Here is a 16649-nt window from a genome sequence, read left to right as displayed (position 1 = left end):
TCAACCGGCGTCATGCTTAAAATCGCGCCGAAAAAATATGAGGACGTATTCCAGATGCGGATGATCGGGCAGGACACTCTCAAGGTCGGCCGGACGCTTTCGGTGGATGGGAAGACGTATCACTATTTCAGCCTGCCCGAGGCTGCCAAGCAGATCGGCGACATCTCGCGGCTCCCCTTCTCGCTCAAGGTCCTGCTGGAGAACGTGCTGCGCTTCGAGGATGGTCGCAGCTACACCGTGGACGACGCCAAGGCCATCGCCGACTGGGTGAAGGAAGGCCGCAGCGATAAGGAAGTCCCCTTCAAGCCGTCGCGCATCCTGCTGCAGGACTTCACGGGCGTTCCCGCCGTCGTCGACCTCGCCGCCATGCGCGACGCGCTGCTCGGCCTCGGCGGCGATCCGCGCAAGGTGAACCCGCTGGTGCCGGTCGATCTCGTCATCGACCATTCGGTGATGGTGGATGTCTCCGGCACCGCCTCCGCGCTGCAGAAGAACGTGGACATCGAGTTCGAGCGCAATGGCGAGCGCTACGAGTTCCTGCGCTGGGGCCAGGAAGCCTTCAACAACTTCCGCGTCGTGCCGCCGGGCACCGGCATCTGCCACCAGGTGAACCTGGAATATCTCGGCCAGGTGGTTTGGACCGCGACCGACATCGGCAACACCTACGTCTATCCCGACAGCTGCTACGGCACCGACAGCCACACCACGATGATCAACGGCCTGGGCGTGCTCGGCTGGGGCGTCGGCGGCATCGAGGCCGAGGCCGCGATGCTCGGCCAGCCCATCGCCATGCTCATCCCCGACGTCATCGGCTTCAAGCTCAGCGGCAAGCTGCGCGAGGGCGTGACGGCGACGGACATGGTGCTCACCGTCACGCAGATGCTTCGTAAGAAGGGCGTCGTCGGCAAGTTCGTCGAGTTCTTCGGCCCCGGCCTCTCCAGCATGGCGCTGGCCGACCGCGCGACCATCGCGAACATGGCCCCCGAATACGGCGCGACCTGCGGCTTCTTCCCGGTCGACGAAGTGACCATGGGCTACCTGCGCCTCTCCGGCCGCGACGAGCACCGGATCAACCTCGTGCGCGAGTACTGCAAGGCGCAGGGCATGTGGCGCGAGGACGGCATGGCCGACCCCGTCTTCACCGACACGCTCGAGCTCGACCTCTCCACCGTCGAGCCCTCGATGGCCGGTCCGAAGCGCCCGCAGGACCGCGTGGCCCTGGGCTCCGTCGGCTCCTCCTTCGCCAAGGATCTCGCGGCGGGCACCATGGGCGTGCCGGGCGACGAGGCGAACAAGCGCGCGCCGGTCGAGGGCGCGCCCTATGACCTCGGCCACGGCGATGTCGTCATCGCCGCCATCACCTCCTGCACCAACACCTCGAACCCCTACGTGCTGGTCGCCGCCGGCCTCGTGGCGCGCAAGGCGCGGGCCAAGGGCCTCACGCCGAAGCCCTGGGTGAAGACCTCGCTGGCGCCGGGATCGCAGGTCGTCACCGACTACCTGAACGCCTCCGGCCTCACGGCCGATCTCGACGCGATGGGCTTCCAGACGGTCGGCTACGGCTGCACCACCTGCATCGGCAATTCCGGACCTCTGCCGGACGCCATGGTCGACGCGATCGAGGGCAACAAGCTCGTCGTCGCCGGCGTGCTCTCGGGCAACCGCAACTTCGAGGGCCGCGTCCACGCCAATGTCCGCGCGAACTACCTCGCCTCCCCGCCGCTCGTCGTCGCCTATGCGCTGGCGGGCACGGTGAAACTCGACCTGCAGCATGAGCCGATCGGCATCGGCAGCGACGGCAAGCCCGTCATGCTGCTCGACATCTGGCCGACGCAGGATGAGGTCAACGAGACCGTCCAGTCCGTGCTCACGCGCCAGATGTTCCAGTCGCGCTACTCCGACGTGTTCAAGGGCCCGCAGCAGTGGCAGGCCATCCGCGTCGATGCGGGCAGCGACACCTATCGCTGGAACTCGGGCTCCACCTACGTGCAGAATCCGCCCTATTTCGAGGGCATGAGCATGGAGGTGAAGCCGCTCGCCTCCGTCCATGGCGCGCGCGTGCTTGGCCTGCTCGGCGACAGCATCACGACCGACCACATCTCGCCCGCGGGCAACATCCGCAAGACGAGCCCGGCCGGCGAATACCTGCTGGAGCACCAGGTGCGGCCGCTGGACTTCAACAGCTACGGCGCCCGCCGCGGCAACCACGAAGTCATGATGCGCGGCACCTTCGCCAATATCCGCATCAAGAACGAGATGGTGCCCGGCATCGAGGGTGGCATCAGCAAGCACTACCCCTCGGGCGACGTGGCGCCGATCTACGACGTCGCCATGCGCTACAAGGCCGAGGGCGTGCCGCTGGTGGTCTTCGGCGGCAAGGAATACGGCACCGGCTCCTCGCGCGACTGGGCGGCCAAGGGCACCTTCCTGCTGGGCGTAAAGGCCGTCATCGCCGAGAGCTTCGAGCGTATCCACCGCTCCAACCTCGTGGGCATGGGCGTGCTGCCGCTGGTCTTCAAGGAAGGCGAGAACCGCAACACGCTCTCGCTGCGCGGCGACGAGGTGGTGGACATCATCGGCATCGAGAACCTGAAGCCCCGCATGATGCTGGAGCTTCGCATCACACGCGCCGATGGCCATGTAGTGACGACCGAGGTGCTGTGCCGCGTCGATACGGCCGACGAGGTCGAGTACTACAAGAATGGCGGCATCCTGCATTACGTGCTGCGCGGCATGGCCCGCGCGGCCTGATGTGATGATGCCGCGTTCCGCCGCGCTTCTCGCCGCGCTGTTCCTCGCGGGCTGCGCGGCGGAGCCCGCACGGAACGCGAACCTGCCGGCGATCGGCGTCGCCTTCCAATGGACGGCGGCCGATGGCTGCTCCCAGCGTTCCCCGGCGCTGAGCATCCAGGGCCTGCCGCCCGGCACCGCGCGGGTGACGGTTCGGATGACGGACCTCGATCTTCCTTCCTCCACGCATGGCGGCGGCGATGTCTTCGTGCCGCCTACGGGGCAGATCGCGGCCGGCACGCTGCCCGGCTATGCCGGGCCCTGCCCACCGACGGGCGAGATCCATTCCTACCGCATCACCGTCGACGCCCTGGATGCGAGCAACCGCGTCATCGGCACGGGCCAGGCGACGCGGCGCTTTCCGCCGACCTAGGCCGGCTTACCGTGCCGGCGCCGCCGGCGTGCCGACGCCCGCGCGATACGGATAGCGCGCGAAGATCGCGGCGACCGAGCTATCGATGCGCTCCTGCGGGTAGGTGCGGTCGCGCTCGGTGACCTGCGCCACCGCGACGCCCTCCCAGACCAGCGCGTCGCGCCGGCGATCCACCAGGTCGATGTTGATCGTGCCCTCGGTGTACTGGTCCACGAAGGGCCCGCTGCCGAAGGCGTAGCCGGGCCAGACCGCGTAGCCGCGATAGCCGTAATAGGCCATCGGCGGGGCGAAGGCCGGGCCGGGCGAAACCTGGATTCGCTCCTGCAGGCGGCCGTGGAAGTTCACCAGAAGGTCGGGGGCGGTGGCGGAATAGACGTAGCCGCGCGACGTCATCTCTCGCTCGGCCGCGGCCTTGAGGCGGTCCGTCGTCAGCGTGGTGTAGCCGGAGCGGTCTGTGCCCAGCGGGCTCGCCCAGCCGAAGGTGCGGTAGGCGGCGAAATTGGCGTTCCGGTCGTAATCCACGCGCACCTCGGGGCCGACGGCGCAGGCCGAAAGCGCGGCGAGAGGGGCGAGAAGGACAAGGCGGCGCAGCATGGGGCGTTTCCTTTAAAGGGCCTCACGCTATTGCGAACCGCTCGCAAATTCAACGTGAAGACTTGCCGCGGTGTTGCGCCGCCGTCACCATCCGCGCAGCAGGGAGAAGCGCATGACCCACCTCAACATCGGCAGCCTCATCTTCGACGAGCTGGATCAGGTCGATCTGACCGGGCCGCATGAGGTGCTCTCCCGCCTGCCGGATTCCACCTATGCGATCTACGGCAAGAGCCTCACGCCCGCGCGCGACATGAAGGGCCTGCGCATCCTGCCCGATGCGACGCTGGCCGATGCGCCGCAACTCGACGTGCTGCACATCCCCGGCGGCTTCGGCGTGGACGCACAGATGCAGGATGCGGAGACGCTGGAGTGGATCCGCCGCCAGGCGGAGGGCGCGCAGGCCGTGCTGACCGTCTGCACCGGCGCGCTGCTGCTGGGCGCGACGGGCCTGCTGCGCGGACGCCGCGCCACCACCCATTGGGCGAGCCATCACATCCTGCCGGCCTTCGGCGCGCTGCCCGTGCAGGCGCGGGTGGTGGAGGACGGGAAGTACGTGACCGCGGCGGGCGTCACCTCGGGCTTCGACGGCGCGCTGCACCTCGCGGCGAAGCTGCGGGGCCAGGCGGCGGCCGAGGGCATCCAGCTCTACATGCAGTACGACCCGAAGCCGCCCTTCAGCGCCGGCACGCCCGAGAGCGCGCCCGCCGAGATCGTGCAATCCACCCGCGCCGCCATGGCGCCCGTCATCGCCCGCCGCGAGGAGGCGGTGCGGCGGATCGCCGCAGCCTTCACCTGACCATCGGCACCAGGCTCAGCACCAGCAGCGCCGCCATCGACCAGTTGAAGGCGCGCAGGCGGATGCCATCGCCTAGCACCCGCCGCGCCGCCTGGCCCAGCCACGCCCAGAACAGCAGGCACGGCAGGCACACCACCGCGAAAACGGCCGCGATGGTCATGGCCTGGGGCAGGATGGGCTCGCCCGGCGTGGTGAAGGCGGGCAGGACGGCGAGGACGATCATCCAGGCCTTCGGGTTCACCCACTGGAAGGCGGCCGCCCCCAGGAAGCCCAGCGGCGGCGCCGGCTTGGCCTCGCCCGGCGGCGGGGCGGAGGCGATCTTCCAGGCGAGCCACAACAGCCAGCCGATGCCCGCGACCTGCATGGCCCGGTGCAGCCAGGGATAGCTCTCGAAGGGCATGCCGAGGCCGAGCGCGACCACGAGGAACATCGCCGGAAAGCCCAGGGTGATGCCCAGCATATGCGGCAATACCGGCCGGATCCCCACCTGCGCCGCGGAGGCCGCGACCATCAGCACATTCGGCCCCGGCGTGGCGGAGGTCGCGAAGGCGAAGCCGATGAGGGTGAGGAGGTACTCCATGGAGGGAGCGTCCAAGGAGGCGGGCATTACGTCAAATACACTGACGTAATGGCAGGGCCGCGCCGGGCGCGGGCACATGAAAAAGGGGGCCTCGCGGCCCCCTTTCCGTCTCGTGGGCCGGAGCCCCCGATCTTATTCGCGCGTGGCGGCGCCCAGCTCGGCGACCAGCTCGTCCTCGAGGGTGATCTCCTCCTCGCGGGCGATCTCCTCGCCACGGGCCTGCTTCTCCGCCTCTTCCTGGCTGCGAGCCACGTTGACGATCACGGGCAGCAGCACCTCGGGGTGCAGCTCGACGCGGACGGTCGTAAGACCGAGCGTCTTGATCGGCGCGTCCAGCAGCACCTGGGAGCGGTTCACCGTCAGGCCGGCGTCCGTGCAGCCATCGGCGATGTCGCGCGCGGAGACGGAGCCGTAGAGGCCACCACTCTCGCCGGCGGAGCGGATCAGGACGACCGTCAGGCCCTCCATGCGCTCGGCCACGCGCTCGGCCTCCTCGCGCCGCTTGAGGTTCTGCGCCTCGAGCTGCGCGCGGTCCTGCTCGAACCGGGCGAGGTTGGCCTTGGTGGCGCGGATCGCCTTGCCACCGGGGAGAAGGTAGTTGCGCGCGTAGCCAGGCTTCACCTTCACGAGCTCGCCCATCTGGCCGAGCTTGTCTACGCGCTGCATCAGGATGAGTTCAATCATGACACGCCTCAGATCAGGTTTGGGGCGGCATGGACTGCCGCCGGTATTGGTCGAAGAGGCCCACGCCGACCATCAGCGGAGCCATCACTTGCAGGAACAGGAGCATCAGCACGTAGAAGCCGGCCAGAAAGGCGACGCGCCCGGCCCGCCCGCGCAGCCGGCGATGCACGCCGAACACGCCAAGCAGGAAGACCGGCACCAGCAGCAGCAGCAGCGAGGACAGCGCGACCGCGCCCCCCGCGATGGCCCAGAAGGCCAGCGCCGCCGCCGGCAGCGGCAGGTACCAGGACGGCAGCCGCACACCCTCGAGCGAGGGGGTGGGCAGCAGCGCCAGGCCGCGCCGCGCGAGCAGAAGCTGCGCCGCGATGCCGTTGCCGAGCATGAGCAGCGCCACCCAGAAGCCGGCCGCAGCCGCCTTCACCTGGGTGATCTGCGCCACCATGCCGTCGGGCAGGTCCATGCCCATCCGGCGCAGGCCGCTCTCGACCGCCAGCCGCATCTCGTCCTCGAGGTCGGGGACGAAGAGGGCCAGCATCACCAGCACCACCACCGGCCAGAGACCGAGCAGCGCGAGCGGGAGCGAAAGCTCCATCCGCCCAGGCTGCATGGCGGTCGCCACCAGCAGAAGCGCCGGCACGCCGAGCATGGCCAGGTGGATCGCCACCCCCGCCGTGGAGACGCTGATCGCCAGCGCCACGGTGGAGACCACGACCGCGCCCAGAATGGCACGTACGCCGAAGCCGAAGCCCGCCGCGAAGAGCGGCAGCGGCGAGAGCCACAGCAACAGCCCGCCGAGCGGGAAGCCGCGCATCGCCGCGAGGGCGAGCAGCGCCGAGCCCAGCCCCGCGGCACCCGCCGCGAGGGCCGCAGGATGGCTGAAGAGCCCTCCCTGACCCGATGTCTGACTCACCCCGGACACTCCTGAATCAGTCGTTGATCACGTAGGGCAGCAGGGCCAGGAAGCGGGCGCGCTTGATGGCGTTCGCCAGCTCGCGCTGCTTCTTGCCGCTGACGGCCGTGATGCGGGACGGGACGATCTTGCCGCGCTCCGAGAGGAAGCGGGACAGGAGGCGCACGTCCTTGTAGTCGATCTTCGGCGCGTTCGGGCCGGAGAAGGGGCAGGACTTCCGGCGGCGGTAGAACGGGCGGCGGGCGCCCACGGCAGCGCGGCGGTTGGCGATGTTGGGTTCGGCGGTCTCGCTCATCGGCTCAGATCTCGTCGTTCATGTTGACGTCCATCTCGTCGCGCGGACGAGCACGGAACTCTTCACGGTCGTCGCGACCGCCGGTGCGGCCCGAGCTGAAGCGGCCAGCGGGCTTGGGCCCACGGAAGCCACGGTCGCGATCCTCGCCACGCTTGGCCAGGATGGCCGAGGGGCCTTCCTCGATCGCTTCGATCCGCAGCGTCATCTCGCGCAGCACGTCCTCGTGCAGGCCGAGCTGGCGCTCGACTTCCTGCATGGCGGCGGCGGGGGCGTTGATGCCGAGGAGCATGTAGTGCCCCTTGCGGTTCTTCTTGACCTTGTAGGCGAGGCCGCGGAGGCCCCAGTACTCGCGCTTCTGGACTTCGCCGCCCTGCTCGCCAAGCGTCGTCGCGATGTGATCCGCGATCGCCTCGACCTGCTGCTGGGTGACATCGTTCCGCGCGATGAACACGCATTCGTACAGTGGCATGTGAACTCCCTATGGCTGCTCAGCCCTGGCCCCGGGGATCGGTGCGCGCAAACGGGCATAGCCGCGGGCGTGCCAACGCCGGCGGCAGGGTCGGGGGCGTTAACCATGGCGGGCCCGGCGGGTCAATGGAGTTTTTGGTGCCCTCAGCGCCGAGCGCGGCCGGCTTCACCGGTGCAGCATTGATTCTGCTGGGAATCTACCGCGCGGCGCTCCGGGCCATGGCGAGCACGACCTGGCGCGCGATCACCTCGTCCGGCAGGCCCGTCGTCTTGGTCTGGCGCTCCGCGCGGAGCAGGGCCGCGCCCAGCGCCTCCAGCCGGGCGGGCGACCATCGCTGCAGCGCCCGCTCCGTGGCCGACTTCGCCTTCCAGAAGACCGGCGGCCGAAGCGCGCCTATCGCATCCGCCGGCGAGCTGCCGGACGCCACATCCAGCGCCGCGCGATGCAGCCGCTGCACATGCCGCAGCGCCGCCCTCAGCACCTGGACCGGATTGGCGCCCTCGGCGAAGGCCTTGGCGATGGCCCGGTCCGCCACCGAAACCTCGCCCAGCGTCGCGGCCAGCAGCGCCTCGTCGAGGTCCAGCATGCTGCCGTCGCCGAGGAGCTCCATCGCCTGCTCCCCGGTGATGCGCTCGCCGGGCTCGGCATGCAGGGCCAGGATCTCCAGGGAGCGGCGCATGGCCAAGCGGTCCTCGCCCGCGCGCTCGGCCAGCCAGTCGATGGCCGAGGGCTCGGCCTGCGCGCCCAGCTCGCCCAGGATGCGCGCGATCGAGGCCGTGAGGTCGCGCCCCCGCTCGGCATAGCATTCGATAACCTGGCCGCGGGCATGGGCGGCGACCAGCGTCCGGACCTTGGACTTGCCGGTGAGCCCCGTCCCCTCGACGATCACGAGCCCGGGCCCCGGTCCTTCCAGCGCCTGGCGCATCGGCTCGGACCAGGCATCGCGCGCCTCGCGCAGGCGGATGGCGACGCGCCCGCCGGTGAGCGGCACGGAAGCCGCCTCCCCCGCGAGCGAGCCTGGGTCCTTCGCGGCCTCGCGCCCCGGCTCCACGATGCGGATGGGATCGTCCCCGGCGACAGCACGCACCAGCTGGCCGGCACGCTCATTCACCAGGCCCGCGTCGTCGCCGATCAGCAGGACCACCCGGCAATCCTCGGGCGGGGAGGCCAGGAACGCCGTGAGGCGCTTCGGGTCGAGCTTCGCGGCCAAGCCGCGTCAGCCCTGCCCGCTGCGCCGGCGCAGCCCCGCCGCCACGGCGAGCACCACGCGCTCACTGAGTTCGTCGATGACGCGGCGCTCCATGGCATCGCGCGAGGAGTCGGCGGCGAAGAACTGCAGGTCGGGAATGTTGAAGGAGTCGAGCGTGCGGGCCGCGCCGCGATCCACCACCTCCGGCGGGACGGCGGCCGTGGAGAGAATCCAGTTGGCCGTCGCCAGCTGGCGCACGCGGGTGGGCGTGCCGTCGCGGCGGTAGCCCAGAACCTCGACCGCGAAGTTGAAGGTGACGGCGAGGTCGTAGCGCGCCGGCGTGCCTGGCCGCAGCCCTTCCAACTGCCGCTGCAGAGCGCGCCGCATGAGCTGGCCGTTGCGATCGTTGATCGGTCCGACCCTGACGGAGGCGAGCTGCGCCGTGAGGCTGGGCGACTGGCCGGCGACGGCCACGCTGTTGCGCTCGCCATCCGGCGCATAGACCGGCTGGAAGCCGCAGGCGCCGAGCAGCCCGGCGCCACCGCTCAGGAAAAGGGCGCGCCTAGACCACAAAATTGACCACCCGGCCCTTCACGTGGATGCGCTTCTTGATCGGCTTGCCGCCGAGCGCGCGCTGCACGTTCTCATCCGCCTCGGCCGCCGCGAAGACCTCCTCGTCCGTCGCATCGACCGAGACCTCGATCGTGCCGCGCAGCTTGCCCAGCACCTGCACGGCCAGCGTCACGCTGTCCGCGCGCAGCATCGCCGGGTCGGCCTCGGGCCAGGGCAGGTTGGCGACCAGCCCTTCGCCGGGGCGCAGCGTGGACCACAGCTCCTCCGCCAGATGCGGCATCATGGGCGAGAAGAGGCGCAGCATCGTCTCCAGCGCCTCGCGCCGTGCCGCCAGCGGGGCCGCGGAGGCATCGGCGATGGCATTGGCCAGCTCATGCGTCTTGGCGACGGCGACGTTGAAGGAGAAATCCTCCAGCGCCTCGGTCACCGCCGCGATGGCGCGGTGCGTGGCCTGCAGCAGCTTCTTGCCGGCCGCCGCATCGGGCTTGTCGGCCTCGGTCAGGTTCTGCGCCAGGCGCCAGACTCGGTGGATGAAACGGCTGGCGCCGGCCACGCCGGCTTCCGACCACTCCATGTCCCGCTCGGGCGGGTTGTCGCTCAGGATGAACCAGCGCGCGGTATCGGCGCCGTAGCGCGCGATGATGGCGCCCGGATCCACCGTGTTGCGCTTGGACTTGGACATGGACTCGACGCGGCCCACCGTCACCGGCTCCTCGGTCCCGCGCACCACGGAGGTTCCGTCCGCGCGCTTCTCCACCTCCTCGGGGTAGAGCCAGCGGCCATCGGCGCCCTTGTAGCTCTCGTGCTGGACCATGCCCTGGGTGAAGAGGCCCGCGAAGGGCTCGTCCAGCTTCACATGGCCGGTCTCGCGCATGCCTCGCGTGAAGAAGCGGCTGTAGAGCAGGTGCAGAATCGCGTGCTCGATGCCGCCGATATACTGGTCCACCGGCAGCCAGGCATCGACCGCCGCATGCGTCACCGGCTCATCGGCGTGCGGCGAGCAGAAGCGCGCGAAGTACCAGGAGCTGTCGACGAATGTGTCGAAGGTGTCCGTCTCGCGCCGCGCCGCCTTGCCGCAGGAGGGGCAGGCGACATGCTTCCAGGTCGGGTGGTGGTCCAGCGGATTGCCGGGACGCGAGAAGTCCACATCCTTCGGGAGCACGACGGGCAGCTGATCCCGCGGGACGGGCACGGCGCCGCAATCGTCGCAATGGATCACCGGAATGGGGCAGCCCCAGTAGCGCTGGCGGGAGACGCCCCAGTCGCGCAGGCGCCAGTTGGTGACGCCCTGGCCGCGGCCCATCTCCTCGATCTTCGCGATGGCAACGCGCTTCGCTTCCGCGACAGGCAGGCCGTCGAGGAATTGCGAGTTGAAGAGGGTGCCATCCTCGGTGAAGGCCTCGGCACCGATGGTGAAGGTGGCGGGATCCGCGCCCGGCGGCAGGACGACGGGCACGACGGGCAGGCCGTACTTGCGCGCGAAGTCCAGGTCGCGCTGGTCGCCGCTGGGGCAGCCGAAGATTGCGCCCGTCCCGTATTCCATGAGCACGAAGTTCGCGATCCACACCGGGTACTCGGCCCCGGTGAAGGGGTGCTTCACCTTGAAGCCGGTGTCGAAGCCCCGCTTCTCGGCCTGCTCGATCACGGCCTCGCTGGTGCCCTGGCTGCGGCACTCGGCGACGAAGGCCGCGGCCTGGGGATTGCGCGCGGCGGCCGCCGCCGCCAGCGGATGCTCGGCCGCGACAGCGAGGAAGGACATGCCGAAGAGCGTGTCGGGGCGCGTGGTGAACACCTCCACTTCCGACTCGCCGTCGACGGGCTGCGCCAGCTCGAAGCGCACGCGCGCGCCCTCGCTGCGACCGATCCAGTTGGCCTGCATGAGGCGCACGCGCTCGGGCCAGCGGTCCAGCGTGTCGAGGCTGGCCAGCAGGTCGGGCGCGAATTTGGTGATGGAGAAGAACCACTGGCTGAGCAGCTTCTTCTCGACCGGCGCGCCGGATCGCCAGCCCTTGCCGTCGATCACCTGCTCATTGGCGAGCACGGTGCCGTCGACCGGGTCCCAATTGACCCAGCTCTCCTTCCGCTCGACCAGGCCATCGGCCAGGAAGTCGAGGAAAAGCTTCTGCTGCTGGCCGTAGTACTCAGGGTCGCAGGTCGCGAACTCACGCGCCCATTCGATGGAGAGACCCATGCGCTTCAACTCTTCGCGCATGTTGGCGATGTTCTGGTAGGTCCAGGCCGCGGGATGCGTGCCGCGCTCGCGCGCGGCGTTCTCGGCCGGAAGGCCGAAGGCGTCCCAGCCCATGGGGTGCATCACCAGATGGCCGCGCGCGCGCTTGTATCGGGCGACCACGTCGCCCAGCGTGTAGTTGCGCACATGCCCCATGTGGATCTTGCCCGAGGGGTACGGAAACATCTCGAGCACATAGTACTTCTTCGTGCCGGCCGGCGGCACGTCGGGGACGGCGAAGCAGGCGGCGGCGTCCCAGCGCTGCTGCCAGAGCGGCTCGGCGGTGGCGAAGTCGTAACGGTCGGCCGCTGTATTCGCGACGACAGGGGGCTGAGGCGTATCGGGCATGGCTGACTGCATAGAGCCGGCCCGCCCACACCTCAAGCCGTCAGCGGCCGGCGGATTGGCTCCGCAGCTCGCGCGCGCGGGCGAGGACGCGGTCCTCGAGCTCGGAATTGGTGGAGGTGGAGGCCGGAGCGTCCACCCAGGCATTGCCACGGGACACCTGCCGGAAGACCTGCACGCGCACGCCGTCCGAGCGGAGTTGGCGGCCGATCACATAGGCGGTGGCCTTGAAGCGCTCGCCCTCGGCCTGCGGGGGCGTGTACCAATCGGTGATGATGACGCCGCCGAACGGGTCGGCGCTGGCCAGCGGCATGAAGGACAGGGTGTCGAGCGTGGCGCGCCAGAGATAGGCGTTCACCGTCATGCCGCCGCCGCCCGCATTGGCACCCGTTCCGCCGTTCTGCGCCTCTCGCGACCGGTCCACGCCGAACACTACGATACCGGAGGAGGAGCTGGCGCCGGTCTGCCGCAGCGCGAGCTCACGCGCATTGTCGGTGCCGTATTCGTCGTTTCGGACCTGACGGCCGCCAGAGCAGGCCGAGAGCAGGGTCAGACCGAGGCTGAGCGCGAGAATCGAGCGGCTGGCGTTTGTCATGGCTGCGCTTCTAGGCAAGCCCCGCGCAAAAGAAAAGAGGCGAAGGGTTACCCCTTCGCCTCCAATTCTTCACGAAACGTGACTGGCTATTAGAAGGCCAGGCGCGTGCCGAGGATGAACACGTCGCTGAACGCGCGGCTCTGGATGCCCGGGCGGACCGGGTCGAGGTCGCGGCCCTGCTCACGCACCGAGTAGTGAACCCACTCGGCGATCAGGTCCATGCCGGGGGCCAGGCGGTAGTTCGCACCGACCGAAACACCCCAACGGCGCATCATGGCGCAGTTGTTGGAGACGTTGACGTTCGCCGTCGCGCGGCAGCCGACCGACGTGACCGCCGTGCCCGCCGCGTTCTCCGAGTAGGTGTTCTTCGAGCCACCCTCGAAGAGGCCCGTCACGAAGTTCGAACCAATCGTGAAGGGACCGTAGGTGTACTGGGCGCCGATCGTCAGCTGCTCCGCCTGGCGGTCACCACGCATGGTGTTGCCCCAGAAGAAGTTATAGTCGCCCCAGGTGTAGTTCGCGCCGAGCGTGAAGCCATAAGCGCTCGCCTGCGCACCGACCTGCCAGATGTTCAGGCCGTTGAACACGCGCCACTGCGAGCCGTTCGCCGAGGCGAGGTCGCGGGCAGCGCCCGAACCGATGTAGCCGACCGTGGCGGCCAGGCCGACGCCGGCGTAGTTGCCGCGCCAACGGAGGGCAGCCTGCACCTCGTTGCGCTTCACAGCCTGCTCGGGACCCGCGGCGTAGATGCCGAAGTTACGAGCGCCAGAGAAGGCGTAAGCCGAGTCGCAGTAGCCCGAGCCGGAGTTGTTGGGGCAGCCCGTGTCCTCGCCGACGTTCGCGTTCGGAGCGTAGCTGGCGCCGAAGTCGAAGCCGAAGAACTGCGGGGACATGTAGATGATCTTGGAGGCGTCGCCGATGCCGCCCGGAGCGGTGACCGTACGGCCGCCGGCCTGACGGGTCACGAAGCTCTCCCAGGAGCCGTGCACGCCACCGGTACCGAAGCCCTGGACCCAGCCCGAGTTCATCAGGCCGCCCATGACACCGTCTTCGTCACCGAAGCGGACCTGACCGAAGCGGGCGTGCGCGATGAACGCGTACATCTCGTCAACCGCAACCGTCGTCTTGCCGGCCGAGGCGCGGCCGTTGACCACCTGGCGGCCTTCGAGGCCGTTGCTGTTCAGCGAGATGGTCGCACCGTAGGTGATGCCGTTCGCCAGCTTGCCGTTCACGATGACGTCGATGCCGGCGTCGGTCGAGATGTCGTGCTTGCCGAGGCGGGCGGTGTTCGCGCCGGCGACAGCGCCGGTCGGCGAGTTCCCCGGAATGCCTTCGGTGCCCGAGCCCACGTTCAGCGGCATGCCCGTACCCGTCACCGAGTTACGGCTGCTCTGCTGCGTGTAACCGTAGTAGGCACGGAAGTAACCGCCGATGCGGACGGTCGGCGCTTCCTGAGCGGAGGCCTCGGGCGCCATGACGGCAGCGCCCACGACCGCCGAGACGACTGCCGTCGTGCCCAGCAAAATCTTGCGCATGTTCAACTCTCCTCACGCGCCGGCCTCGACCGGCTTTGTTCCCCTGACCCTCCCCCCCCATCCCTGGGAGAGGCCGTGACCTCCGGTTACTCAGCAGGTCCGTAAGGACGCATCGCAACCGTATGTATCACCGAGCACATGCTGACTATGCGTTGCTGGATTGCGCGGCGGCAACCGGCTTCGGCATGGCGGCGCGACTTCCCTGAGACAGTGTGGCGCTTCCGCCACATCGGGCTGTCACCCCCAGGCGCCGATGGCCGCCCACCCCGCCAGGCGCCGCCGGGGCAGGCGCTTCGCCGATCGTGACGTCATTCCGCCGAGCGCCACGGCCTTCGCCCCGGAGGCCTTCGCCAGCGCCGCCCACCTATGCGGACCGAGGGCCGGGGCTCCCGGATGGCTCTCGGTGGGAAAGGCCGGCGAGACCAACACCGCATCCGCCCCCAGCCGCCGCGCCCGCGCGATCCCGTGCCGCCCATGTACCGCCACGGAAAGAAGGAAACCTCGCCGATTCAATAGGAAAGGCAGCAGATGCACTGTCCCCGCACGGTCCGGGACATGCAGGCCCGCGCCGATTCGCAGGGCCAGCCGGCCATCCCCGCTCACCACCGGCCGCAGCCCGAGCGCCCGGCAGCGCGCGGCAACGCGCCCCGCCAGCCGCGCCTCGATTCCCCGCAACAGCACGGCGGCCCCGCGCGGCAGGCGGCCCAGGAACGGCGTCGGGTCGGGCAGGCGCCGGGGGTCCGTGACCAGCCAGACACGGGGCACCGCCTGGCTGGCGCCGGGCCGGGCATTCCTTATTCTGGGGGACATGGATGACATCGGTGCAAACCTCGCCCGGATTCGCGAGAGAATCGAGGCTGCCGCCCACCGCGCCCGGCGTGATTCGGCGGAGGTCACGCTCGTCGCGGTCTCGAAGACACACCCGGCCGAATCGGTCCTGGCGGCCCTCGGCGCCGGGCAAACCACCTTCGGCGAGAACCGGGTGCAGGAGGCCGCGTCCAAATTCCCGGCGTTGCGGCCGGGGCATCCCGCGCTGCGGCTCCATATCATCGGCGGGCTGCAAACCAACAAGGCTCGCGACGCGGTGCGGATCGCGGATGTCATCGAAAGCCTCGACCGTCCGAAGCTCGCCGCCGCGCTCGCCGACGCCATGGAGAAGGAGGGCCGCCGACCCAGTCTCCTGGTTCAGGTGAATGTCGGCGACGAACCCCAGAAGGCCGGCATCGCCCGCGCCGGCGCCGCGGATTTCCTCCGCGCCTGCCGCGAGGAATGGAACCTGCCCGTCGAGGGCCTCATGTGCATCCCGCCGGCCGAGGGCGATCCCCGCCCGCATTTCGCCTGGCTGCGGGAACTCGCGGCGCGTGAGGGGCTGCGCACGCTCTCCATGGGGATGAGCGCGGATTTCGAGATCGCCATCGAGGAAGGCGCCACGCATGTGCGCGTCGGCTCCGCCATCTTCGGCCATCGCGACTACGCCTGAGCCGTCCTCGGCGGATCCGGCTGCGTCCATCGCCGGTAGGCCTCGGCCACCTGGCCGGACGGAACCGGCTGCCGCGCCAGGACCAGCGGGTCCGGCTCGCCATTCATCGCCGCGCGCAGCCGGCCGAGCGGTTCGGTCATCTCGATGGCCGAGGCGACACCCGCCAGGATCGCGCCCAGTCCGCCGCCCAGCACCGCCGCCCCCAGCACGCGCATGGCCGGATGAATCTCCGCCCCGGTCGCCGCCCGGTAGAGAATGCCCACTCCCGGCAGGTGATGCAGCGGGTTCAGCCCCTCCAGCACCTCGTCAAAGGTGATCTGGCCGGGGATGGGAATCGCTTCGTCCGGGCCGAGCGCCGGGCCGTTATCGGGCGCGGCCGGCACCTCGAGGCTGCCTGGCGGGCGGAAGGCGAGGCGGATCGGGTCGTTCATGGGGCCGGCCGTCGCAAACCGCATGCCATGATGGGCCGGCATGCCCGCCCATCGGGCTCGAACCGCCTCAAGCCTTGCGGCCGGTCGCAATCCAGACCACATCCGTCGTGATTAGACCGAGGTGCCCCGAGCCATGTTCATCGAGACCGAAAGCACGCCCAACCCCGCGACCCTGAAGTTCCTGCCGGGCCGGGACGTGATGGGCACCGGTACCGCCGATTTTGCCCTGGGCGACGACACCTCGCGCGCGCCGATGGCCGACCGCCTCATGGCGCTGGACGGCGTCGCGCGCGTGTTCCTCGGCGCCGACTTCATCACCATCACCAAGTCCGACGCGGCCGACTGGCAGGCGCTTCGCCCGCAGGTGCTGGGCGCGGTGATGGAGCACTTCCTTGCCGGTCTGCCGGTGATTGAGGGCCAGGAGAGCGAGGAGGCCGAGGATTTCGACCAGGCCGATTCGGATATCGTGGCCCAGATCAAGGATCTGCTCGACACGCGCGTCCGCCCGGCGGTGGCCGGGGATGGCGGCGACATCGTCTTCCGCGGCTTCCGCGACGGCACCGTGCGGCTGAAGATGCAAGGCGCGTGCAGCGGCTGCCCCTCCTCCCGCGCCACGCTGAAGCACGGCGTGGAGAACATGCTTCGCCACTATATTCCCGAGGTGGAGCAGGTCGAGCAGGTCGAGGGCTGAGCTCCCCTCATTTCATTTGATGATGAGGCTCATGGACCCGGGCGGGCTTGGCGCCCGGGCCCTGCTCTCGGCATAGTCGCCTCCAATTC

Annotated in this window: 18 protein-coding genes; 5 read left to right on the top strand and 13 right to left on the bottom strand. The window is 69.5% G+C overall.

Annotated features, from left to right (window positions below; genetic code table 11):
- The first annotated feature begins 54 nt into the window (after positions 1-54).
- Both acnA and WJM96_RS02310 read left to right on the top strand, forming a co-directional pair.
- Entirely contained in the window at positions 55-2751 is a 2697-nt protein-coding gene (gene acnA / locus WJM96_RS02315) for an aconitate hydratase AcnA (protein ID WP_424810807.1), read from the top strand.
- A 4-nt stretch (positions 2752-2755) separates the two neighbouring features.
- The gene (locus WJM96_RS02310; protein ID WP_424810806.1) at positions 2756-3163 is read left to right on the top strand and encodes a hypothetical protein; all 408 of its coding nucleotides are present in this window, start codon (positions 2756-2758) and stop codon (positions 3161-3163) included.
- A 6-nt stretch (positions 3164-3169) separates the two neighbouring features.
- Here the strand turns inward: WJM96_RS02310 and WJM96_RS02305 are convergent, their stop codons facing one another.
- The gene (locus WJM96_RS02305) at positions 3170-3757 is read right to left on the bottom strand and encodes a DUF4136 domain-containing protein (RefSeq protein ID WP_424810805.1); all 588 of its coding nucleotides are present in this window, start codon (positions 3755-3757) and stop codon (positions 3170-3172) included.
- Between the two features lie 112 nt (positions 3758-3869).
- Here WJM96_RS02305 and WJM96_RS02300 point away from each other — a divergent pair, with 112 nt between their 5' ends.
- A complete protein-coding gene (locus WJM96_RS02300; RefSeq protein ID WP_424810804.1) occupies positions 3870-4553 on the top strand; it encodes a DJ-1/PfpI family protein in 684 nt (227 codons plus the stop codon).
- On the opposite strand, the gene WJM96_RS02295 is transcribed toward WJM96_RS02300, so the two are convergent.
- The 11 genes from WJM96_RS02295 to WJM96_RS02245 all read right to left on the bottom strand — a co-directional run bounded on the left by WJM96_RS02295 (position 4546) and on the right by WJM96_RS02245 (position 14768).
- On the bottom strand, positions 4546-5133 hold the full coding sequence (locus WJM96_RS02295; RefSeq protein ID WP_424810803.1) for a LysE family translocator: 588 nt from the start codon (positions 5131-5133) through the stop codon (positions 4546-4548). The genes WJM96_RS02300 and WJM96_RS02295 overlap by 8 nt on opposite strands.
- Positions 5134-5265: 132 nt before the next feature.
- Positions 5266-5817, bottom strand: a complete 552-nt coding sequence (gene rplI, locus WJM96_RS02290; protein WP_424810802.1) for a 50S ribosomal protein L9 — start codon at positions 5815-5817, stop codon at positions 5266-5268.
- 13 nt (positions 5818-5830) lie between these two features.
- A complete protein-coding gene (locus WJM96_RS02285; RefSeq protein ID WP_424810801.1) occupies positions 5831-6727 on the bottom strand; it encodes a hypothetical protein in 897 nt (298 codons plus the stop codon).
- A gap of 16 nt (positions 6728-6743) precedes the next feature.
- The gene (gene rpsR / locus WJM96_RS02280) at positions 6744-7022 is read right to left on the bottom strand and encodes a 30S ribosomal protein S18 (RefSeq protein WP_131548281.1); all 279 of its coding nucleotides are present in this window, start codon (positions 7020-7022) and stop codon (positions 6744-6746) included.
- Positions 7023-7026: 4 nt separating this feature from the next.
- A complete protein-coding gene (rpsF, locus tag WJM96_RS02275) occupies positions 7027-7491 on the bottom strand; it encodes a 30S ribosomal protein S6 (RefSeq protein ID WP_424810800.1) in 465 nt (154 codons plus the stop codon).
- A gap of 196 nt (positions 7492-7687) precedes the next feature.
- Positions 7688-8701: a DNA polymerase III subunit delta gene (holA, locus tag WJM96_RS02270; RefSeq protein WP_424810799.1), complete on the bottom strand. Its 1014-nt coding sequence runs from the start codon at positions 8699-8701 to the stop codon at positions 7688-7690.
- A gap of 6 nt (positions 8702-8707) precedes the next feature.
- A complete protein-coding gene (lptE, locus tag WJM96_RS02265; protein ID WP_424810798.1) occupies positions 8708-9253 on the bottom strand; it encodes an LPS assembly lipoprotein LptE in 546 nt (181 codons plus the stop codon).
- The gene (leuS, locus tag WJM96_RS02260) at positions 9243-11831 is read right to left on the bottom strand and encodes a leucine--tRNA ligase (protein WP_424810797.1); all 2589 of its coding nucleotides are present in this window, start codon (positions 11829-11831) and stop codon (positions 9243-9245) included. Before leuS ends, lptE begins: the two co-directional genes overlap by 11 nt.
- 40 nt (positions 11832-11871) lie before the next feature.
- Positions 11872-12423 carry a DUF3576 domain-containing protein gene (locus WJM96_RS02255; RefSeq protein WP_424810796.1) on the bottom strand — a complete coding sequence of 184 codons (552 nt, stop codon included), beginning with the start codon at positions 12421-12423 and terminating at the stop codon, positions 11872-11874.
- 89 nt (positions 12424-12512) lie between these two features.
- Positions 12513-13958, bottom strand: coding sequence for a porin (locus WJM96_RS02250; protein WP_424810795.1), 1446 nt, complete (start codon positions 13956-13958; stop codon positions 12513-12515).
- Positions 13959-14195: 237 nt separating this feature from the next.
- Complete coding sequence (locus tag WJM96_RS02245; protein ID WP_424810794.1) at positions 14196-14768, bottom strand: thiamine phosphate synthase; 573 nt, start codon at positions 14766-14768, stop codon at positions 14196-14198.
- On the opposite strand from WJM96_RS02245, the gene WJM96_RS02240 reads away from it, so the two are divergent.
- Positions 14767-15438: a YggS family pyridoxal phosphate-dependent enzyme gene (locus WJM96_RS02240; RefSeq protein WP_424810793.1), complete on the top strand. Its 672-nt coding sequence runs from the start codon at positions 14767-14769 to the stop codon at positions 15436-15438. The two genes, WJM96_RS02245 and WJM96_RS02240, sit on opposite strands and share 2 nt — an antisense overlap.
- Here the strand turns inward: WJM96_RS02240 and WJM96_RS02235 are convergent.
- Positions 15429-15869, bottom strand: coding sequence for a hypothetical protein (locus WJM96_RS02235; RefSeq protein WP_424810792.1), 441 nt, complete (start codon positions 15867-15869; stop codon positions 15429-15431). The genes WJM96_RS02240 and WJM96_RS02235 overlap by 10 nt on opposite strands.
- Positions 15870-16002: 133 nt before the next feature.
- Between WJM96_RS02235 and WJM96_RS02230 the strand changes: the two genes are divergently transcribed.
- Positions 16003-16560, top strand: a complete 558-nt coding sequence (locus WJM96_RS02230) for a NifU family protein (protein WP_424810791.1) — start codon at positions 16003-16005, stop codon at positions 16558-16560.
- Positions 16561-16649: the final 89 nt, after the last annotated feature.

The sequence above is a fragment of the Roseococcus sp. YIM B11640 genome (assembly GCF_049727625.1).
Classification (GTDB): Bacteria; Pseudomonadota; Alphaproteobacteria; order Acetobacterales; family Acetobacteraceae; genus Roseococcus.
This window is presented reverse-complemented; position numbering and strand designations above follow the sequence as displayed.